Origin of the sequence: Sodalis endosymbiont of Henestaris halophilus (genome assembly GCF_900161835.1) — a bacterium.
Lineage (GTDB): Bacteria > Pseudomonadota > Gammaproteobacteria > Enterobacterales > Enterobacteriaceae.
This window is the reverse complement of the sequence record NZ_LT897836.1, coordinates 1,221,907-1,247,095: the sequence shown is the minus strand read 5'-3', so window position 1 is coordinate 1,247,095 and position 25,189 is coordinate 1,221,907. Positions and strand designations below refer to the sequence as shown.

At 35.3% G+C, this 25,189-nt stretch carries 5 protein-coding genes and 1 pseudogene; 3 read left to right on the top strand and 3 right to left on the bottom strand.

Annotation, left to right across the window (positions count from 1 at the left end):
• Window positions 1-229 precede the first annotated feature (229 nt).
• Window positions 230-1,888 (bottom strand): annotated as a pseudogene (gene metG / locus HBA_RS02660) (methionine--tRNA ligase); the annotation flags it as partial.
• 2,111 nt (window positions 1,889-3,999) lie between these two features.
• Here metG and dcd point away from each other — a divergent pair.
• Window positions 4,000-4,581 (top strand): dCTP deaminase, encoded by a 582-nt coding sequence (dcd, locus tag HBA_RS02655; protein WP_097032470.1) that lies wholly within the window; start codon window positions 4,000-4,002, stop codon window positions 4,579-4,581.
• A 5,518-nt stretch (window positions 4,582-10,099) separates the two neighbouring features.
• Complete coding sequence (gene gndA / locus HBA_RS02650) at window positions 10,100-11,506, top strand: NADP-dependent phosphogluconate dehydrogenase (protein WP_097032469.1); 1,407 nt, start codon at window positions 10,100-10,102, stop codon at window positions 11,504-11,506.
• Window positions 11,507-13,471: 1,965 nt separating this feature from the next.
• Here the strand turns inward: gndA and sbcB are convergent.
• A complete protein-coding gene (gene sbcB / locus HBA_RS02645; protein ID WP_097032468.1) occupies window positions 13,472-14,893 on the bottom strand; it encodes an exodeoxyribonuclease I in 1,422 nt (473 codons plus the stop codon).
• A 1,599-nt stretch (window positions 14,894-16,492) separates the two neighbouring features.
• Complete coding sequence (locus HBA_RS02640; protein WP_097032467.1) at window positions 16,493-17,788, bottom strand: NCS2 family permease; 1,296 nt, start codon at window positions 17,786-17,788, stop codon at window positions 16,493-16,495.
• A gap of 5,784 nt (window positions 17,789-23,572) precedes the next feature.
• Here HBA_RS02640 and HBA_RS02635 point away from each other — a divergent pair.
• Window positions 23,573-24,877: an NAD(P)/FAD-dependent oxidoreductase gene (locus HBA_RS02635; RefSeq protein ID WP_097032466.1), complete on the top strand. Its 1,305-nt coding sequence runs from the start codon at window positions 23,573-23,575 to the stop codon at window positions 24,875-24,877.
• Window positions 24,878-25,189 lie beyond the last annotated feature (312 nt).

Here is a 25,189-nt window from a genome sequence, read left to right as displayed (position 1 = left end):
TTATGGCATTTCTTAATACCGATAAATAGGTGTAGGGTGAGCATATGTAAGATAACATCTTACGGTTTAACTCGCTTAAATTTCAATACATTATCAGATTTTTCCTGCTTTTTAGAGGTGCTTTATAAGCGTAACCTTGTATTCTTACTTTGATTAAATAATTACATTTAATTTGTATCGGCGATAAGAAACTAGGTTTAGATATATTTGGGGTTCATTGTTGTTCTGTTGTCAGCGCCGTTTTCTGGCGCGATTCCTCAATAATTGCATCCACTTGTGATGGTACTATCCGGCTAAATAGTGTCTTAAACGGACTGATGCGATGCGTTACTATTGGCGTTGAAACCGCATCCCAGGTGAGTGTGGTAGCAAGAAAGGCTTCCGCTCGCATTGTCAACGAAGGGATTACCGGTTTCAAATAGGTCATCAGCACTCGAAACATTTGAATACCCATCGAGCAGATGGCTTGTAGATCCCTATCGCGGCCTTTCTCTTTCGCCACTATCCATGGTGCTTGTTCATCAACGTAACGATTGGCTAAATCCGCTAGGGTCATAATTTCGCGTATAGCACGGTTGGTTTCACGGTTACTAAACGCTTCACCAATCGACGTTGCAGCCTTGACGAAGGTTGCATATAACTCTGGGTCAGCTATCGTGGCTGCTAACTCACCGTCAAAGCGTTTATTGATAAGGCCAGCATTGCGTGAAGCCAGATTGACCACTTTATTAACAATATCGGTATTTACTCGTTGTACAAAATCTTCTAAATTTAAGTCGATATCATCTATTCGCGACGATAGTTTAGCAGCATAATAATAACGCAGACAATCCGCATCTAAGTGTGCTAGATAGGTACTTGCCTTGATGAACGTACCGCGAGACTTGGACATCTTAGTGCCATTGACGGTCACATAGCCGTGAACAAATAAATTGGTCGGTTTGCGAAATTGACTGCCTTCTAGAATTGCTGGCCAGAACAGGCTATGAAAATAGATAATATCCTTCCCAATGAAATGATAAATACTAGCTTTGGAATTTAGATCCCAGAACTCGTTAAAGTTAATATGACTATTTTTTTTGCAAAAATTTTTAAAAGAGCTCATATAACCAATAGGCGCATCAAGCCAAACATAGAAATATTTGCCAGGCTGATCCGGTACTTCAAAGCCAAAATAGGGTGCGTCGCGAGTAATGTCCCACTGTTGCAATCCTGACTTGAACCATTCTTGTATTTTATTGGCTACCTGATCTTGTAGTGCGCCGGATCGTGTCCAAGAATATAGCATATCGCTGAATGCGGGCAAATCAAAGAAAAAGTGTTCCGATTCCCGTATTACCGGCGAGGATTCTGACAACGTTGATTTTGGGTTGATAAGATCTGTTGGGTTATAGGTAGCGCAGCAGACTTCACAATTATCACCATATTGATCGTGAGAATGGCATTTTGGACAGGTTCCTTTCACAAAGCGATCAGGTAAAAACATGGCCTTGTCTGGATCAAAGAGTTGGGAAATAATCTTCTTTTTTATATAACCATGTTTTTTGAGGCGCTGATAAATCAGCATGGATAACTCGCGATTATCTTCGCTATGGGTAGAATGGTAATTATCATAGCTTATGCTAAAGCTTGCAAAATCTGACTGGTGCTCTAGATTGATGTTATGAATCATTTCTTGGGGAGTTATACCTAATTGCTGCGCTTTAAGCATAATTGGCGTGCCGTGAGCGTCATCAGCACAGATAAAATAAACCTGATGGCCGCGCATTCGTTGATAACGTACCCAAATATCTGCTTGTATATGCTCTAGCATATGACCAATATGAATAGAACCGTTAGCGTAAGGTAATGCACAGGTTACCAATATTTTTTTTGTTAATTGAGTCATAGTAGGAATTGGCTGTAGTTAATTATTATTAGGGTAGTTTATGGTAAATAATAGTAATACCTTACGTAAGCAAAATGACATGTCAATTAGTCGCCGGTAAGATTTTACAATGTTGTCGCTGGCCGTTTTATACGAATGTACATGATTACTTTTTTTTAAAATAGAACTTACAAAATATAAAATCACTTCTTTTGTTTAACAAAAGCTTGCTGAAGTGTAACTAGAACAAAGCTAATATACTCCCGTCAATCTTACGCTAGCTTTTGGTAGCGGAAGGCAAACGCCCATATTAAAAGTTCTTTAATACGGTTCATGCGGGTGTGATTAATTTAAAAGCGTCCAACATCCTCAGCTTAACATCATATGGTTCCGCTGAGGACCCACGTTCTAGTCACACTAACTTTATCGGCTATTATAGTAACCCAGGATAAAATGATATATGTTTTATCGAGATTTTATGTCAGTGAAGCTGCTATTGCAGCTATAAATTAATGAATTTTAATCGTAGCTAGATTAGCTAATAATATTAAGTAGGAATATATCTCTTGGCGCCACTCAGGAAGGATAGTCGGGAAAGCTTGCGGAACAGTACTAGTAAGTGTTACTGGGATTAGATACTATTGCATTTTAGTCCGTAACTATGAGCGGCAGTGCAATTTAGCTCATGATGAACTGATGTTAATCCGACGGAGATTACTAAAAATATAATCTATAAATTTCACTCTAATAACGGCAATACATATTGATCTGCTGTAAACAAATATGGTTTAGGCGGTCTACTCCACATCCGGAGTAAGACGTATAGCTAACAGGATCCAAGGTATAATTTGCCAGATATTAACCTACGATATATAAATATTAGCTAAATTTCATAAAGGAATAGGTGTGGCTTTAGATTTTATAACCCTCTAACTACAACCATCACTTTAAGGAGAAACGATTACTGCAGCGAAGTAGAACAATACTAAAGATAACTAACAAGCCTATTGGTTATCTACTTTCATTAGTAAAGTCATTACAATGAATTTATCAAAAGGTAATCACACAGTATATGGTAACCAAGAAAGTGAATTAATGCGCACTTATAAATTATCTCATTTAAGGTAGTAATAACCGTTGATTATTGCCAACTATGGACATACCGCTATTTGCATGACAAAGATAGCATCTTTAGTATGAAGGGGTATTAAACTAAGTGGGACAAACGATGACCATTTGAAACATTTCCGGTGGAAGCTTCACTTGGTTCAGAAATTACCATCGGCAGAGTCCTTTTACTCTATATTTGCTGCGTAATTGCTTTTGCACAGTTAAAATATTGCAATTAAGATCAGTGCCCTAACTAAGATAAGATCTTTGATTATAATTGACAGGTTCTGTCAGTGCGTTATTCCAGACTCTGGCGAGTGTTTCCTTACAAAAACGAGTTTATCCCCCAGATAATTTACCAATAGTGGTGTTTATATCCACAATAGCAGTAAACATCTTATCATCTTTCTTTAAGACATTTATAAAACAGATATGATGAAGATCATATTAATATAATTATTATACCAAGACAGGGGATCACAATCAATTGTAGCTATCTGAGCCCTCTAGAGGATATAATAACATGCTGTATATTTAGATGCTAGGGATGGGCTTGCTAATCGAACGGCTGACCTATAGTTAAATGAAGCAGACTCATTTTTTTAAATACTTTTATTTATGGCTTAACCAATTAATTATCTTTCAATTCCTTCTATTATTAACAGATTTAAGCCTGTGCCAGAAAATTCCTGTTTATGTTTTTTTTATTTGATATGCTGCTTAATATTTGCCTTATGCATTATTGTATTACAGGTAGCTGCATTGAACGTTAATGTTCAATAGATTCCGTTATAGAACAATCTCAGCGTACCGTTTATACGAGGTTTTTGCAGTTCATTAAATTATTAAAACAAGATGTTCTCATTATCTTCCAGAGAGGTCGTAAAATTAAATTGCTATCGATACGTGACAAGCAAATATTAGCTAGTTTTTAAATAATTCTCGTGTGGTTATTGACACATAACCGGCTGCTGCCAACGTAACTATACCTACCTGATTCATGCCTTGATGGAGAGAAAATAATGAGATTGTGCGACCGAGATATTGAGATCTTGTTAGATAAAGGACGACTAGATATTACGCCTCGCCCCCCACGAGAAAGGATTAACGGGGTAACGGTAGATGTAAGATTGAGCAATCAGTTTCGGGTATTTCTGGGTCATACCGCAGCGTATATTGATCTAAGTGGGCCAAAAAATGAAGTAGCCTCAGCGCTGGATCGAGTGATGAGCGATGAAATACAATTAACTGATAGCGAAGTTTTTTTTCTGCATCCGGGTGAGCTGGTATTGGCGGCAACCCTGGAATCAGTTACACTTCCTGATGATTTAGTTGGTTGGTTGGACGGACGTTCCTCACTAGCGCGCCTTGGTTTGATGGTACACGTTACCGCACAACGGATCGATCCGGGCTGGCATGGTAGAATAGTACTAGAGTTCTATAATTCAGGTAAGTTGCCATTGGCGTTGCGTCCCGAAATGCTTATAGGTGCTTTAAGCTTTGAACCTTTGAGCGGTCCCGCAGCCCGTCCTTATAACTATCGCGAAAATGCCAAATACCGCAATCAGCAAGGTGCTGTGGCCAGCCGGATCGACAAAGATTAAATTGTCAAGGACCGTTGCCATATCATCGGGCAATAATATAAAAGCACGACATAAGAAGATGATAGACGTTTTTATGCATTACTAATGGAGGGTTGTGGTTGGTTCGACGTTTATGGTGGCGATAATTAATATCAATAATTTCGCAGATACATGATTACTACGTGTGATGGTGTATCGATAAGCAAGCTTGCAAGGAAAAATTTTTGGTATCTCTGGTTGCGCAATTGAGAATTTTTTTGCGGGACATATAACACCTACCATTCACAGTAGGTGGCTTTCGTTTATTAATGCGGAAATATGCGCATGTACGTGGATCTGTATCTTTTGCTTATCAGTTATTGGTAAAATAAGGTTGTATTTAAAGGGACAATTATTAGATTCACGCCAGAGACAGTACAACTAGTTGGCCCGATCATGTACACTGATTGCGCAGTCAGGCAATCTAGAGCCGAAAAGAACCATTATGAGTCTTAGAATATAGATAGATTGCGGATAGCTTACTTATCTAGTAAAATCATGTCAATAAGTGACTTAATTTATGTAATGTACACTACAAATAAAACAGGATTCAGTATAAAAGAATGTATACAATGTGCCGAGCATCTCAGGCTTGAGTAACAAGATATGTCTATCGGACTCAATAGTAGACTAGATTTAATTCAATACCTGCGTGAAATCATAGTTAATATGCGTAATGTAGCTATTGACAGCGTATCTATGGCTTGCTGGAATAACGCATTGACGTAGATATTGTTTTAAGTTAATTATTCTTTTATCAATCAAAGCTTGACGCTTAGTGAATTATATTTGAGCTTTAATGACAGTACTTTGAGTGGACAAAATCAGCTCTCTGTTAAGCAACGAACCGGTGTATTAATTAGATTCCAGTAGTTAGGATAATAAATCCGTATACCTTAGAGGGCGTTAGTAGCGTGTTGCCAGCAATCACGCGCAAGCTCAGAGTCAAAGCGCAGTTACTACAGAACAACCTAATTATAGTTAATAGCTCTTTAATAGATAACGTGCTGCCCCTAACCCTAATAATTTAGCAACCAACTTATCTTAAGTTTTGCCCAGAGCCTAATTTATAATGTCATGGCAATTACCGGTTGCAATGTACAGACGAACAATTACCGTGAATATCTAATCATAAACACTTTTGCCTGCAATCTTTGTGATGAATAGTTTAAATTTGTCTGGTATAATGGATGACAACAGGAAATAACCTCTATTTTATATGTGTTCGCAATTTTTTAGCCCTTATTATCTCGATGCAGCAAAAGGTTGCTTGATCTCAAGCTTTGACTAATCAATTACCTGCGTCAAGGATAATTGAGATACGTAATTTTATGACTATATATTTTACCAGCTATTAATAAAATCAGTTATTATAATGTTAGACAACGCTAAATGAGAGAGCTGAATATTTAGTAGTTAATTTAAATAGAGTTAACGCGCATTAATTGTAATGCAGTATCCGAAGAAATAGCTAATAGCTCTTTAGATCATAATAGACTACGGCTTGACCGTTTAACTGGTAATTCTGAGTTACTTAAGCACCTGGTGATGGTACTCCAAATTTTGGAGCGCTCATTTAATGTGAATTTACAAATCAAAATATTATCGATGTAGAAAGGTATTACGTAGTTAATTAAGATTCTTAATCTTACCTTCATGCCATTGCGAGTTTATTGTGTTTGAGATAGTTTTATTATTAGTTCGATGTAGATCGATTCTTGCGTCAGTGCTTTGAGCATAAAATTAATAAAAGTACAAAAACTAAAAATGTGAAACCAGGGAAAGTAAGTCTTCAAAACATTGGTAACAGTAATGCGATTCAATAATTTAAAAAGTCAAAAAGAAAGCACTATGTTACTTAACGGTTGCTTTTAAGCAGATAAAAGATAACGTATTGCAAAGATTTAAATTATGAATTAATATTCATAGCTAAGTTCAATAGGGTAAAATAATCTTAATAATCTTACTTTGATAGATTAGTGGATATCTATCGGTATAAAGTTCACGATTGACCACGGTTATTTTCGTAAGAAAGATCAGCGTAAGGAATAGTTTTCCCCATATTCAGAATTTCTATGAAAGAAAATCTTGAGTGGGTAATAAAGATAAGCAAGATAACCTATTAAAAGACTATAGGAAATATTTAATATAATAAATGAAATGCTAACTTTTGTTAGTGTTGTAGTTTATAAGATTATATTAAGTTAATTATCATTGTTCGTATGTATTATTAAGTTAGTAACTATATTTGTTAATAGCAGTAATATAAATGAAGAAGATATATATTTATAATATATATTATAAAAGCAAGAACGAGAATCTGTCCGCTTTGCGGAGGTTAAAATGACGAGCAGCACAATGCTTTAAATAATATTTGAATAAAGTTTAAATACGTGTTTTGATGTTGACTTGCATCAGCAAGTCAAGGCAATTATGAATATTAAGGCGTTACGTATCGTTTATATCATTTCAAGTATTAGTACCATAACCTGCTTTGTGATATGCATCAGCTATAGAAAAATTCACCACCGTCTACAAAAGACGGTGATAATTAAATAATTTATTAGTAATAAATTACTATGATATAAATTAATTAGCTATAAGCAAGCTTTAAACCCAGCTTTGCTGATATTAACTTAAAATTGAAAGCAAAATTAAACCTTATCATTGTAGTTAAAATGTAAATAAATTTAATTAGTGTATTAATAATAAAATTATTGCTGTCAAATATAACCGCACAAAATATAAAATAATTGATATTAATATGATATGTAATCAGTTTGAAAAAACATTTCAATTAGTATAAGTAAAATTTTGTGTTTTATAAAACAAAATTGATATTGATATAATTTACTTAGAATTATAAATATGATTAATTAAAAGTAGGCAGGTTAATTCAAGAATTCATAAGAATGTTAAGTAATATGCTATTGACACGAAAGCATACTGTATTAACTAACGTTTGAATTACTTTAATCTAAAATATTTAGATGTTACTTATACATAAGTTATTAGTAATAAAGCAATTTGTTATTCATCTTTAATTTATTAACTATTGTTAATAATAAAATATAGTAGATGTTGGCAATAATTGTAATAGTATTGCCCGTAAGGACTTTCTCTGAAAGCATAAATTATCTACACGCGGTAAAGTTATTACCAAAAGGCTTATGTTTATTTATTGTATGCGATAAAAGCTAGCGCGCAATTGACTTAGTGATAATTTTCATTTTATACTTACTATTGTTGTAATAAATAGCTGTAAAATACAAACAAATTATAGGTATCGTATTATAATTTTGTGTTTATAGCAAACAAATTTAAGGCTATAACTTAAATAAATTGATTTTAAGGTCTTAATTAGTGGTTGCGCCTTAATTATGCCGCCGTGCGTAATAGATTTTAACTATAAGTTACATAAAACAAATATTTTATTATTTAGCAATGACTTGCGATTGTTCAAATGTTTATTAATTTATATGTATTTGTAATTAATCATGTTAATTTCAGTTAATATGTGATAGCAAGTGTTTTGTTTATAAATTATGACAATGACTAAATATATCATATTGCATTGAAAAAACAAAGTAATCGTTAATAAATAAAAAATGAATTTGATATTTTAATCGTAAATTACTGATAAAATGAGGTGCTAGCATAAGCTATAGCGCTGTTGATGCTAAAAAATCTTAAGCAGTATTTACCCCAAAGCAAATGCTGCATAGCATGTTTTTCTTACAAGCAACGTTAATTAAAACGCAATTAAGGAGAGGTTGTATATGCCGAAACTAAAATGTGGTAACATCTGCAGTAGTTTGAAGATGATAAATCGTGGTAAAGGCGAAAGCCGATCGCGTATTAATAAAACAATTCTTCGTTTTGTGCGCAATGCATGGTGACTCCATAGAGTGTCACTCCGGGAGAGGTCGTATGTGAAGTCAGATTCAAGCTGCCTAAAAGCGGTGGAGGCAGCTGTCAGTTGGGGTGTAAACGTACATTGTGGTGTGTAGGATAACAAAATACTAGATTCATATTATTAAGTAGGTTAAGCCCCAGGAACTAAAATGGGCAAGAAAATATGGCTAAAGAAGTCGTAGGAGGCCTTTCATTACGGTAATTAATAGATATAATAAGCTTCGACACTCATTGTTATTGTAACTATTTTATTAAAAGTTTAAATTACTATTTACTTGTTGGTAGTAATTCGGCAATATCTCGATATTTTATGATTATTTTATCTTTACTTATTTAGCTATTATTTAATGGAATTGTTCTGGTACTTACGTAAAGTCATGCTGTTAAGCATGCGGCAGCAGTGGTTTATTACTGCGTAAGACTTTTCGAAAAATGACGAGATATTTTAATGCTATGGTCAAAAAAGTTGATGTTTCTCTTTAATTGCAGTGCGTCTTTGTATTTTGTTTCTAGGAGATGCAGTGGTGCTGCCGATTATAACGTTATGGATCATTAGGTGTGATCCTAGATAAAATCTAATTTATGGTAATCATGGGGTTATGCAACAAATATGTACCGGTGTTGCATAGCGCTTTTATCAGATCGTTGTACAATCAGAGTTAACTATCTTATTTATGTTGCGTGATATTACTTACTGATTTTTAATGCTGCTGGCTAATTCATATTTTCTTTATATTGCGTGAGTTATATATCTGACCGGTATTTTAGTTAGTGACTTTGGTGTGTTCGATTACGTATTATAATCATAGGTAACAAATGGTGAGGTGTTAAATACCTCCCATGATCTGCGGAATAAAATGATTATGCGGTTGTTTGAGTGTGAAACCCTATATTATGAATACCCAATCTGTGCATGCAAAAATTTTCTTAGTGGCATTATGCGTATAATACAATTGTACCTTATTTCAAGGTTGAATATAAATGTAGTATAAAGCTTGAAACTTTATAAGTTAACTATTTCTAGTTTTATGGTACAATTTTAGTAGATTATTATTCAGTTGTGTAATAGTATTCAACTAAGTACGTTATAGCTTCTACGAAGCTATAAGCTACTAGTGCGCACTTAAAAAGCATAGTATTTACAGTTTTCAAATTGGCGGCCTGAAAAATTAGTCAGTTTATATCCTTTAGGAGAGTAATGCACATCAAACTACTTATTAGTTGTGCAATCGGTGTTTCACATACACCTATTATAAATAAGTATCCATCGGTAAACCTTTTTAGGTAGTGATGGTATAAATTAGCATCACATTTAATCGATGTGATGCGTTAATTTTGTTTTTTTATAATTAAAATATGGCGCTATAACAAACAGGTGCGCGAACGTTAAAAAGCATTATTAACGTCAACATGGATAGGTCATAATTATGCTGGTATTTATCTCAAGTTGACGGCCTACTATATAGGCTTGTCGTTACTATTGTAACTAGATTACCCGCAGGATATCTGCTTGGGTTAACATGTAACACATACTACATCTGTTGCCGACTGATGGCGACATGAGTTCATTCTTTGGAGTTGCTTAATGTTTAAACAAGAGATAGGCGTCATCGGAATGGCAGTAATGGGTCGAAACCTAGCGCTAAACATTGAAAGTCGCGGTTACAGTGTATCTATTTTTAACCGGTCTCGTCAGAGAACAGATGAAGTAATCTCTAAAAATCCGATGAAAAAGCTGATTCCCTACTATAGCATGGAAGGTTTCGTTCATTCGCTTAAAAAACCGCGGTTTATTCTTTTGATGGTTAAGGCTGGTGAAGGGACCGATAAAACCATTAAATTGCTAAAGCCCTTTTTGGAAAAGGGCGATATTATCATAGACGGTGGCAATACCTTTTATAAGGATACCATCCGCCGCAACCGCGAGCTATCAAAAGATGGTTTTAATTTTATCGGTGCAGGCTTCTCTGGCGGTGAAGAGGGTGCGCTGAAGGGTCCGTCTATTATGCCCGGCGGACAGAAACACGCCTATGAACTTGTAGCCCCAATCCTAAAAAAAATAGCTGCACGCGCCGACGGTGAAGCTTGTGTGACTTATATTGGTCCTGATGGCGCCGGTCATTATATTAAAATGGTGCATAATGGCATCGAGTACGGTGACATGCAGTTAATTGCCGAAGCTTATGCGCTACTAAAAAATGTGCTATATTTAAGCAATGAAGAGTTGGCCAGCATTTTCAAAAAATGGAATGAAGGCGAGCTAAACAGCTACTTAATTGACATCACAAAAAATATTTTTGTAAAAAAGGATGAGCATGGTCAGTTTCTTGTAGATGTAATTCTCGATGAGGCGACTAATAAAGGAACTGGTAAATGGACCAGTCAGAGCTCGCTGGATTTGGGAGAGCCGCTAAGTCTTATTACCGAATCAGTGTTTGCTCGTTACCTTTCATCTTTAAAACAGCATCGTGTACAGGCATCAAAAGTGCTGACTGGACCACAAACTGAAGAGTTCAGCGGTGATAAAGATAACTTTATTGAAAAAGTCCGCCAAGCACTTTATTTAGGCAAAATAGTTTCTTATGCTCAGGGATTTTCTCAATTAAAAGCAGCTTCAAGTGAAAATCATTGGGATTTAAATTACGGCGAAATCGCAAAAATCTTCCGAGCTGGCTGCATTATTCGGGCGCAATTTTTGCAAAAAATTGCCGATGCTTATGTCCAGGAACCAACTATCGCTAACCTTTTGTTATCACCGTATTTTAAAAAAATTACTGATAACTATCAGCAAGCGTTGCGCTATGTGGTGGCATATGCGGTTCAGCATGGCATCCCGACGCCGACATTCTCTGCTGCTGTCGCTTATTATGATAGTTATCGTTCTGCCGTTTTGCCAGCTAACTTGATTCAAGCTCAGCGTGATTATTTTGGCGCTCATACCTATAAGCGTATCGATAAGGAAGGTGTCTTTCACACGGAATGGACAGCGTAAAATTTACAATAGCTACTTGTAGACATAGTAAGTAATGTAACGGATAAATTCAGTTTAGGGGTTTATTTAGCGGAGTAATTACAAATTACATCAGCCGTTTTGTTCCCTATCTATAACTCATGTAAATGAAAGCTAATCAATTAATATGAAATCGTGATGTTTAAAGTAAGCATCCATGTATATATAGTTAATTTAACTTAAAAGATATTAAACAAAGACAAATTATGTGATAAAGCAACATGTTAAATTAATTTAAAATAAAGTTTTACATCATTAAATTCTAAATAATTAATTAAAACTTTTAATTTTTATAAAACCCCAAGAAAAATTCTTTTATCAACTTAGTTTATCATTATGATTACTGCTAAATTAGGCAGTAATGTCATAATGTTACATAACGATTTTAAATATTACCTTATTTGATATTTTATTAAATAATTTATTTATTAATATCTGATAAAATCATTAATAATGATGCATTATTACTTTATGCAGATAATATGGCTAAACCATAACTCTAAATATTTTAGAGAGGTAAATCAAGGAGTTATATGTAACTTATCTTACTTGTCAATGTAAGACTTTCTACTTAAGATGCTTTATGGCTAAGTTGATTAAGATCAATACAGATGATCTTGTGATACCACTTTTAGTTTTTAGAAAATTTCATACTATAATCGCATAACGTAATTAATAGATTTTATCTATTTTTTATTAAGTTAAGTCTGATAGAGACAATAAAATATGCAGTTATTTGTATATCTAATCAATATATATTAAATGTGTATTTTAATAACCTACAAATCAGCTGTCTGATGTTCAAAGCAAAATTGTAATAATGTATAAATTATTCAATTAGTTGTAGGTAAAGTCTCGCTAAAACATCGCTTGCTAATTATCGATACGCTAATTAGCATTTATTTAGTAAAGGATTTTACCTTATTAATATCTAAGTAAAATGATTAGCACTTTATTTTGATCATCACGATAAGTTAATAATTTTATAGATTTTATCTGTATGAATGTTTTCATCTCAATTAAAAACTTTATCACTAATAAATTAAAATAATAAGTTAATTTTAATTTTACTACTAATAAGTTATAGCGTTTGTAGATAAACCTAACCATGTTAGTTGTAAGTTAGCGTTAAAGCATTTAATAACAAATTATTTTTCTTAGAAGCAAAATGCATGCTATTGCATATCTTTCTATTGTGATAAATAATGATATTAATTATCGTTGCAGTAACTTATCTGTTAGTATTTTTTGTTAAATATCTTAATAAAACAACTATTGTGATATTACATTTCTTCTCATGCTAATGAATAGCATCCTGCTTGCGATTAGCAAGATAATGAAAGTAAAAAGCATTAATTTTTATTAAACATGCCGTTGTTTTGTCTAAAAATGCCATGTAATTTTCATATTTACAAATGCAAAGAGTATGTGTTCGCGTTCTTATGATTTCACTGTATAAGTTCATTGCTTAAATAAACGCAGCATACTAGATGCGGTGATAATTTCACTAATAATTTTATTGCGGGTACTTTTTATATCTGGTAATAGTGCCGCTTTCAATATTTATACGCATAACTTTTAGAAACTGTGGTTATGTAGCGCGGGAAAGCTTTTTAGACAGGTGGTTTTTGTTTTTTTTGCATCACGTGATGCACCTGGCATCTGGTGTTGGCATATAGTATCTATGTACTATAGCACTTTTGCAGTATTATTATGGCTCTTATCGGAAGTATTTTGTACAATTTTAATTTTCAATAAGTAAAGCTTACCATATAGTGATTTTGCTTTATTAACGATATTCTATCTTGCCTGATAGGTATGTGTTGAGAATGTATATCTATTTTATGTGTTTACCGCAATTGCGTTTACGAACTCTATTAGGCGTACAACACTTAGTTTCGTTTAACTATATGCTAGTAAATTAGTGTTTTCATCGCTACTTTGATGTTAAAATATTTGTAAATACTCAAATAGTGCGCGGAGCAGCAGTTTTTTTTGTTCATCCACTTTATATATTTTATACAGTGCCTCTAATTGATGTACATAAGCTTCTATCCGTATATGGGTAAAGTTGGTTTTACGGTGTTTTAACCAACGTAACTGCTCATCTGGATCTAACGTGTAAGGAAAATTACGTGCACGGTAGCGGAATAGTAGTGGCTTCAGGCGGGGATCAAAAAAGCTGATATTTAAAGCCGGCAGATTTTCTGGAAGAGTAGCATGAATAATATTCATTGCGGCGCGATCTTCTTTGCTAAAAAACCCGCTATACAACTGCGCATCTACGTCATTCGACGGCTTAAAAGGTGCGTTTTCAGCAAACAATACCACACATTTTTCCCTGACTTTCGGTCGGTTCCGCAGCCAATTAAGGTTATCTAGACAGCGCTGCCGGTAGATGCCAAGTCGTTCCGCATCTGTCGGTCTCAGGGTGTTTGCGGGTGCTAGTATCGGGCATTTATTCAGATGTATTAATTTCAGCGGTACCGCAGCATCATCGCCAAGTTTGCTGTGCTGTGTATATAGCCTGGTTCGCAGCTCGTCGCTATCCAAATTTTCAAGGACCTTCATATCGCCACTCAGATCGCAGGCGATTAGTGCATTTTTATTGTTGGGATGCCAGGCTAATGGTGCAATCCAGGCGGTATATCCTCGATCGGCATCGAACATACATGAAACATAGACTAGCGGTTTCATGGTCTCAATGTTAATTAGTGTTTTTAATTGATGCTTACCGCGGTGTCGGTAGAGATAATCAAACAGCATCGGTTGTGCCAGTCGCATCAATTTGGCCATTGCTAAAGTCGCGTATACATCGGCTAGGGCGTCATGAGAGTGATCATGTTCAATCCTGTTCGCATTAGTCAAATGTTTTAACCGAAAACTTGGTAACCCCTTATCATTTAATGGCCATGTAATTCCATCAGGTCGTAGAGCATAGCAGGCTCGCAAAACATCTAGCAGGTCCCACCGGGAATTACCTAGCTGCCAGCTCCAACTATAAGGATCGTAAAAGTTACGATAAAATAAGTTTCGACTAACTTCATCATCGAATCTCACATTATTATATCCTATTATACATGTATCTGGCACAGTGAATAATTGGTGAATGCGGCGGGCGAATTCAGCTTCAATAACGCCGTTACGTAACGCCTGTTGTGGTGTAATGCCGGTAATAAGCACCGCCTCCGGATCTGGTAAATAATCGTCTGCCGGGCGACAAAAAAAAACTTCTGGTTTGCTTAGTATTTCGAACTGGCTGTTAACGCGAATACCTGCAAACTGTGCCGGACGATCAAGTGCTGGATGTTTACCAAATGTTTCATAATCGTGAATTAGAAATGTGGGTTGCGCAAGCGGGTCATTCATGACTAGATTAACTCCTTATGGTAGTAATTTGCTACATAAATCATTTATAACTAATTGTTTTATGATAAAAAATCACTTATAGCTATATGCTGATCTTAATGATCAAACAACAAACATTGTTTATGTGCGCCAAGTTCAAGTATATATGATTTGTATCCTTTTACGAGGAGACAAAAGTGTTTATCACCTGATCTTCCACTAAGATAACTTATAATTTGTAATTACTGAAATATTTATAAGCATTTCCACGTCGCAGAAATAATTTCGTTGTATTGTTTTTATGCCTTACGGCATAGATGCCATACCGATCGGCACGATGGGCAATTCAAGTATCACGCCAGACCAATAACAATAGCTGCAGTATCTTCTCGTTTTGCTTTATGGTTTTGGTTAACTTTACAGTCGTAGATAGTGGCCATTGTTAATAACTAAGTATAATACTGTTAAAATAGTCCATAATTATTTCCGGCACAATCTTCCCAAAGATATTGACGATTATGTCTAGCTCCTTATTTAGACGATTCTAGTTTGAGTTCAGGCACTGTCGGTAGAATAGAGATCATAGGGACATCAACTACAGCGCGTATATTTGTACTGTAATTGATGACCCCCACCCCATTAGCTTGAGAGATATGAGCTAGTACGGAGACCAGAGCTCGCCGTTGACTATTCCTCCTATGCTTTTAAATATCTATCCAGTCAAGTCTTTGTTGATTTGCTTGTTTATAATAAAGCATGTGGTGGTTAACGCGCTAATAAATTACCCTTCGTTATTTCATAAAACGTCATATGGTAAAAATATAGGCAATAGCTAAGCTACTACTACATTTATTTCTGCTAAAGACAGGCTCTGCGCGCGGGTTAACATCCCATCTTTTAGCACGTTTGTCGATTCGATGCTTTACAAGAGTTGGAGACATATGGTCGGTTTAGTCTAGACTGCACGATTGTAGATGAAAAGCATTTTGGATATTAAATAAATTAGTTAGTGGCGCAATGAAGGTCAAACTAAATTTAAGTATTTATGTTTCAGGCAAAACATAAATTAAGTAATTGGACATTAATTCCATGTACCATACGTACATATCTTGTACAGCATAGATGAATGATTATTTTCTGGGCAGGCCGCCCATGTATTGTTAAATTGGAGATGTTTGCTCATACGCTGTAGTATTATGCAGCTTTACATGTTACCGTGTGAGCGATTCTTGTGATATCTCTGCTATTATGTGCGTACAACTACATTCTATTTTTAAGCGATGTATATGTCGGATTATGCATTAAGACTTTAAAGTTGCAATTTATAGAGATTTAACTTTCGTCGTCAGATGTATCGGTGCCAAATTGTCATGCCGGCACATAATTTTTACTATGATCAGGTTTTCTAATCCGGCCACGGCAATCGTAAGCCTTATGTAGTCATACAGGAACCTCGCTTATCAAGTGATCAGTCGTTACAAGCTTTGTAGGGCTTATCTTATCCCTAAGCAAAAATACGTTCTACTGAATTTATTAAGTCACCTGTAAAAGATAGAGAGTAATGTCATAACCGCAGTTAATTGATAATGGCTTTTGAGACAGCCCACCCACGACAGCGTTTCAGGTGTGCAGCCAACCTAGCTTGATTATAAACAACATTGATAGTATCATTAGTGTCGCGTTAAGATCACGATAGAGGCCAGTCAACAATTTTACCAACGTCCAGGTAATTATACCAAATGCTATTCCGTTCACAATCGAATAAGTTAATGGCATGGCCAGAGCTGTGATGGTGACTGGAGCTGATACGGTGATATCTTTCCAGTCAATTTCTGCTAGTTCAGAGATCATTAATACCGCTACAAACAACATTGCCGGTGCTGTAGCAAACGCTGGTACGCTTGATGCTAAGGGCGCAAAAAAAAGGCTTAACAAGAACAGTATTCCGACAATAATTGCTGTTAAACCTGTGCGTCCGCCCGCGCTAACGCCTGCTACGGATTCGATATAGCTGGTGGTAGTTGACGTACCTAACAATGAACCAAACAAAGCGGCAGTACTATCGGCTAATAGCGCTTTTCCCATTTTAGGAATTTTCCCTTGTTCATCCACAAGTCCTGCTCGTGTGAGCACACCTATAAGTGTACCGGAATTATCAAACACGTCCACAAACAAAAAAGCAACAATGACGCTTACCAAAGATATATCTAAAGCACTGCAGATATCTAGCTGCAGAAAAGTAGGAACAATAGACGGCGGCATGGAGATAAAACCGCTAAACGAGCTAATGCCGACTGTAATAGACAAAAAAGTAATCGCTAAAATACTAATTAATACCGCACCCGGTACGCGGCGTGCTTCTAACACCACGATGACAATGAAGCACAGTATGGCAAAAAGCGAGTTCGGCCGGGTGAGATCACCAAGGCCGATCAGCGTCGCCGAATTATCGACTACTATGCCGGCATTCTGCAATGCAGTAATAGCCAGAAACAACCCTATACCAGCGGAAATACCTGAACGTAGCGGCAAAGGGATGCTGGTGATCATCCATTCGCGAATTTTTAAAATCGATAGCGTAAATAAAATCATAGCTGATAGAAACACTGATCCTAATGCTATCTGCCAAGTGTACCCCATATGCAAAACCACGGTATAGGTGAAAAAGGTATTCAGCCCCATACCGGGAGCTAGAGCGATCGGATAATTAGCTATCACTCCCATCAATATTGAACCTATCGCCGCCGCGAGACAAGTTGCGACAAACACCGATCCTTTATCCATACCGGTGTATCCCAAAATATTTGGGTTGACAAACAAGATATATGCCATTGCCAAAAAAGTAGTTAAACCCGCGACTATCTCAGTACGTACCGTTGTACGGTGCTCTGTCAATTTAAATAGTTTTTCTAACATTTTTTAATCTCTAAGAAGATATCTGCTTAGTTTAAGCAATCATTATATTACTCTTAGGATATGGGGCAGGATAGAAAAAATCGAAATAATTAATCAGATTCTTTAATTGTCATTTTGGTTACACATATCTTAAAATTAAGATCTATTGTGATAATTTGGTACGGCGTTTTTATTTTTTTGGCGCCAAAGCTCCCTAATAGGTTTAATGATCATACCGAGAGGGTAGTTTGTGCGGCATGATTTAACTTATATGCCGGAGAAACCATATCATATTGCCATGATGCTTCAACGTCGAGCATATCTTGTATCCGAGGTGGAAACCACTGCTGCTTAACCACATGTAAATAAGTGGTTTGTGGTTAATTAGATTAGTGACTACTTGACGATAAATTCTAGCAATACATCGCTTAACCAAGCTTTTGATAAGCTTATTCACCTCTTCATCACCCATCCTATGCTCTGATTATAAGCGTAGAAGGATATTTTGCGCAACTATCTGGCGGTTCCCAGCTTATGTTGTAATTGTGTTTCTTTAGTTTTTATAGATATACAGTTTAGAGTTGCTTTGCATAAGCAAATTGGTAATAGTTGGTCATCTCATCGTAAAATTAAAAATAAATTTTAAATAATTAATAAACAAATAGTTATCGATGATTTTTTGTTTTGATAATTTAGTATACATCGTGTTAGTTTAACCAGTGTTTTGCTGATTAAAACATTCAACTTATTTTTAAGCTCTTGTGTTATTGCTATTAATATATTTTAGCGCAAAACATCTCCATGGTATGTCGTTAATAGACATACTCATAAATAAAAATGTCTACCTGTTATTTTATTGCGGTAACAATCGCGGCATTTGGTTAATTCTGCTTTAAAACTTCATGTTTAATGAAAGACTCATGTATTTATGTGATGCTGGTTTAGGTATCTATATCTCAATTATCGTGAAGTTAGTAGCCAGTAGCGCTATTTCGGCAACAACTCCGACCTTGTTGTAAACACATAATTAAGAAGTTGGTTTATAGAAAAAAATTTTTTTAAAGCGCTTGCAATGATCATTTTCAGTTTTAAATCGTAACTTAAGGTTTGAGATACTTGGAAAGTAAACTACCATAATTTTGAAGATAACAAGTAATAGTTGAAATGCAGGCTGCATCTAATAATATTGTACAGTTAGTCAACTGATTATTATCCTTGGCAAATAATCAAATTTTACGCTGAAGAAGCAAAACTGTATTCGATAGTATCTATAATTTTAATGATATCGCCGTAGATCTCCTGAATAGTAACGTAGAGATATTTTATATTGTCTAATAATTCAATGTATCACCTGGTGTCACAATCTGCTAAACCTCATGCTGAAATACTAATTTCATTGTAGAACTATAATCATCACAACTTGATAGTGTTGAATCCAACATAGAATAAAGTTCCTTCAGCACTACCTTTCAGTCTTTCATGAATTCGTTAGTTATGAGGTTTTCTTCTTATAATGTTTTTATATCTAGTCAATGAAGCTGATGTTTTTATTGCATGTTCCATGCTAAGTTATAAAACAAGTATCCTTAATAGATGCCTTGAGTTTTTTGTACTAGATTACATCAAAACTCTTGTGTTAGTATTTTTTGTATTGCAGGCATAAAAGTTGTTTTGCCTACCCGTTAGCTACTTTAAAATTTAGTTATTACATCGGCTAAAATTTTCAGTTTAGCAGTAACAAATTGTAAATGTTTTTAATTATTCTTTTGCGTTAGGCGGACAAAGTCTAGGTATAAGTATTATGGTGCATTGGGACTAATGATCGTTGTTAATAGTTTTTGAAGCTGCGTGACTTTTGCTTTGCCAGCCGAACAAACGTAGGTTGAACTATATTTACTCAGCTTGCTGTCAAGACTAAAATAGGTACGATACATTGAGCCATCAATTTTAATATTGCGACACGTTGTAATACTCATTTCGTGAGTATTTCTATTGGTAAGCCTTAAGTTTGGTAATAAGGGTTACCTTTATACCACCTTCATTGTCATTGCCATAACGACATTCGATCACACCGCGCAAGACCTATTAAGTAATATAAAACTATTTTCTCCTCATACTGAGCAGTAAATATTGAGTTATACATTATTGCAATAATAGTAGGCCGTGGAAGTGTTAGTGAATTTTATTCCACCGATAGTGTGAGTAGTATAAGGGCGAAAATATCGTATATTAATGGATGTTTTGCCATCTCATTAGTAGTCATGATGATAGTATCGCTAATGTCAATTACATTACTAGTTTTAAACTATTTCGATTTAAATGAAATTTTTTCTACTAATAAGGGAATGATGTTTACTGAAGTGGTTCCGCGGCTACCATGTTAAGTTTAATCTCAGCGTAACATCAATCATTACATTTTTTGCAACTATTTAAATAATTTTTTATTTTCATCCTGAAATCGCTTGTAGGTCAAAAAACTAATGATTTTAGTGGCAAATGACAAAATAATTATTTGTGAAAACCAATTCCGGCTAATTAGGCCGTGCACGTAACTGATAAGTAAATGATAAAGCCGCGTATAAAGTGATAAGTGCGAGGTTAAAATAAGTAAGTTAGGTTAAGATCGCTTAGATAGGTTATCACTTGCACATTTTTATATATTAGACGGCGAAGTAGTCAAGATTGCATATGAATTTAAGCTAGGAATATTATCTTTCCTATGTAAGGTAGGGGTAGAGATTCCAGCGTAAAATAAATGAGGTAAATATTGGGAAGAGACAATACTGCTTATTGCCCTGTGTGCAATAACAAATTATGCACTTTAGATCCTTGATTCAAATTTTCTTTGAATCAGTTAGCTATCTGTTTTATTACATAGTGCTATTTGTTGGTATCATAAAATCACTTTTGCTTCATGTGTGATAACATTTGACTCGGCTACATGGCGTCAAATCCTCTTCAATACTAGGGAGTTAGCAATAACATTTTGTTGATGCCATGCCGAAATTAATTACCTTTAGCATCTGTTGTTTATAGAAAATTAAATCTGTATTTAAAAGTAAAGATAAATTTGACTTTATTAAACGATAATATTTAATAGGATTATACTAACCAAACTTTACTGATTATCGCTCTTAATATTATAACGTCAGATAAGATAATATTGCTGTCATTGTCTCCATAAACACAAGGTTTGTAGCTGCATTCACAACCTGATAATTTCATTATCACTATGTTAATTTTAACAAAAGTCTTTTGGGGAGTCAACCTCGTCACAAATCCGTACAGCATTCGTCCTAAATATAAAATCTTTTGGCTAATTATTATTTTAATCATGTTCTCACTGAGGTTTTTGTAGCTAATGATCAATAATTGCCGGATTATTATAACGGTGAGCATGTCAGTGATGACGTAGGATAATAAATAAAAATATGGCTATATTTTACCGTACGGTAATTGAGCTAACGTCAATAAGTAACTAGAGTTTAGGCAGTTAAGCTCCGGCGCTATAAAAAATTAATGCCCTTTGTTTAGGGCTTAACTTTTATTTGCATATGATGAGGGGTTGATAAAAATGTTAACAGATGGCAAATGGGAAAAACACATGTAGTAAAGAAATCTGCATATCAGAAAGAGAAGCCCCTTCTACCGCCCTAGAGTTGCTTCCCGTGGTTGCCACATCCTATAATAACCATTAAAACATACAACACTATTTATTATATCATTTGTTATATCGTCAGTAATCTTACCGAATAAAGTATTAGTAGAATACTTCTTTCGAATTAATTATACATAAGGTTATCATTAATACTAAAAAAGAAAACATGATGATACAATATAGAAATTAAGTCTTCTTTGGTAATTTCATGATTTAAGTTGTAAGTAATTTACAGAGTATTTTATCACGCATTTTAAAAAGGAAAACTGTTATTAACCTTATGAATTCAAACGAGATAATAAAATAACACTTGCTTGATATAATTATATTAAGTACGACATAAGTCGTCGTCTGTATGTTGCTAGCATACATAAATAAGATATTTTTATATAAAATATAAAATACATCGCATTATGCAATTAAGCTGTCTTGTATAGCTAGTTTACTGTTGATACATTAGGATAAATAAATAACATAATACTTAATATAGGTTTCTGCCGATTTTATCGTACCTTAAATAAGGTAAAAAAATTTTGCCCTATATTAATGCAGCAAATACATTATTGTTGTATTTACGAGTTGTATTAAATATCATACTACCTAGTATATCAACGTAGTTGATATTTAATTGTTTAAGGCTATTCATAAAAATGTTTCACATTAGATATGAATCAAATATACAAACTGCCCGCGTCTTTTTATCTAACATGATCGAAGACGTCTTTTTACTTTTAATTTTACCGCAATAATATTACATGTCTTTAAGTTTGAAAGGGGTACTAACTGCGAGATGACATTCCTAGCAATATTAAAAGGTTCTAGGTGTTGACCTGGACGACTGTGGTAAACTAAAATCTATTATAAGAGCTATTACCGCATAGCGGCTATAAATTTGTCATTAGTTAGAATTGCTATAGTGTCAATGCATAATTATATCAACTAGATAGGGTATGAGGTTAAAAGTGATGGGTATTTAGTCTTCGGTTTTCCCGGTAAGTGGGACGTATAGAAAGCGCTACGGTATTTATTAGGGGTCAGGGATATTTTGGGGGTAAGGTTACCTCCGCTGACGATAAGCGGAATTTTTTCTGCGTGATACTCAGATGGCAAATAACGTTTATCATTAAGTAGAGCAATTGATTGCTATTGACACGTTATGTTAAGCAGTGGACAGATTGATGTTGTCACTGAAGAGGGGATAGTATTATGGGGACACCAAGCCATTGTTCCGCAAAGACAGCGGTATCAGTTTAACATCTTAGGTGCTTATCTTAATAAAAACTATAGCAAATTATTGCTTGATTAAAATTCAAAAAACATTTGCCTTTGTCGACAAGCCTTATAGATCAAAAAATCTTTTATCTAGCATCTGTTGCTAGGTAATTATTGTTATAATTTTAAAAATGCGAACATAGCCCCGTACCGCTTAACTTAACAAAAAAAGATGAGTGTTTATTGCACAGTTGTAATGCGAATGATTCTAATAATCACTCAAAGGTCCTATCTTGTAGTTCATGTATTACGAGTTTCGGCTTATTAGTTATAGCATTAACTATATTTGTGGTGATATACATCACCTTATAAAGAAAAGAAGGAAATTACAGCAATTAACCCAGGAAGATCAGTATGTTATCTTGCTGCTTTTGCTTTATTCAGTATCTGAACTGACCGACTTTGTATGTTATAGACGACTAATAAAATATCTTTTAACCAGAATCTTTTACTAAAAAAAGAAAAATCAGGTAAAATTAATTGATCTTAAGAGGAAAATATGTAGATGTTGCATTACATGCAACATCTGTAGATAATTTTGCGGAAAATACGCGATCGCTATTATCTCTATTATCGCTTCAGGATTATGTATTTAGATACTAAATACATAATCCTGTTATTTTCTTCGTTATATAAAACGATACTGCATCAGTAAACAGGCCATACATTTAAAATATTTCTATATATTGATAGTCAGGCAGTTTTTAAAGCACTCAAGTATAATACCAGTATCGGATAACGAGACTAATCATCATAATAGATTAAAATTTCATGTAAATGAAAAGGTTTTATTTTAACCTAAAAACTCAGGTATATATAATAAAGCGACGTTTTGTTGCAGTTAGTTAAAGATGCGCTACATTAAGGAGGTTGTTATGACCATGGCATTAAAAAAAATTGTCATTGTAGGGGGGGGGGCTGGCGGCCTGGAGCTTGCGACTAACCTGGGACATAAATTAGGACGACATCAGCGCGCTGATGTCACATTAGTAGACCGCGACCATAGCCATTTATGGAAACCACGGTTGCATGAAGTAGCCACAGGTTTGCTTGATGAAGGCTTGGATGCAATTAGTTACATGGGTCATGCCCATCTGCATGATTTCCACTTTCAATTAGGAAATATGATTAACATCGATCGCAAGCAGCAACAAGTCTTACTCGACGAAATTCGGGATGAGCAGGGGGAACTGCTTGTTACAACCCGCCAGCTAGACTATGATATTTTAGTGATAGCGATCGGTAGTACTGCGAACGACTTTGGCACCCCGGGAATAAAGGAACACTGCATACTTCTCGATAATCCGCGTCAAGCGCGGCGTTTCCATAATAAAATGCTTAATCTGTTTCTTAAGTTTTCCGCGAAGGGTGATTCAGAAGAAAAAGTCAATATAGTTATCGTCGGCGGCGGTGCAACCGGTGTGGAATTATCGGCTGAGCTTCATAATGCGGTTCATAAATTGAATAGCTATGGTCTTAAAGTATTAAACAGCCAGGCTTTGAATATCACTTTGGTGGAGGCAGGAGAACGTATTCTGCCGGCGCTATCACAGCGGATCTCTGCCGTTGCGCATCAAGAATTAACGAAGCTTGGAGTCAGGGTCTTAACTAAGACCATAGTCACCAGTGCGGATGATGGCGGTTTGCATACCAAAGATGGCGAGTATATTCAAGCTGAACTCATGGTCTGGGCAGCTGGCATTAAAGCGCCAGACTTCATGAAGGATTTGGCCGGTTTAGAGACTAATCTTATCAATCAATTGGTTGTTAAGTCCACACTGCAAACTACGCGTGATCCGAATATTTTTGCTATTGGTGACTGTGCTTCGTGCGTGATGCCGGATGGGGATTTAGTACCTCCAAGCGCGCAGGCAGCGCATCAAATGGCCGCTCATGCTCACGATAACATTTTAGCGTTACTGCGTGGGAATATGCTAAAGTCTTATACTTATAAAGATCATGGTACTTTGGTGTCATTATCGCGTTTTAACACCATTGGCAGCTTGATGGGAAACTTGATGCGTGGCTCGATGATGATAGAAGGATGCATTGCCCGCGCAGTTTACATTGCGCTATACCGCATGCACCAAATAGAGCTACATGGATATATCAAAACCGGTTTAATTATACTTGTTGGCATTATCAACCGTGTGATCCGTCCGCATCTCAAACTGTACTAACCTAAATAGGTGAAATACCTTTGCGGTTGGCTATGCAATCCGCCTTATTTCGGACGTATTTTAACTTCTTTTTGCAATCAAGATTAAGCTTGTGGTACCGTTAAATCCAGATAGCCACCAGCGAATCTTTGCCATTTACTTCGGAAATATGCTACTTTTTACTATCTTCCACGTTCAAAACATCTTGGCAATATGTCGCTTTTTATTCCCGGGTTTTTGGCGCGTTCTCTGCTTTTTGCGTATTTAAGGATCCGGTAACAACTCAAAGTGTTTAAAGTGCTAGTTGAGTAGATTTTTCTCTTATAATCTTAA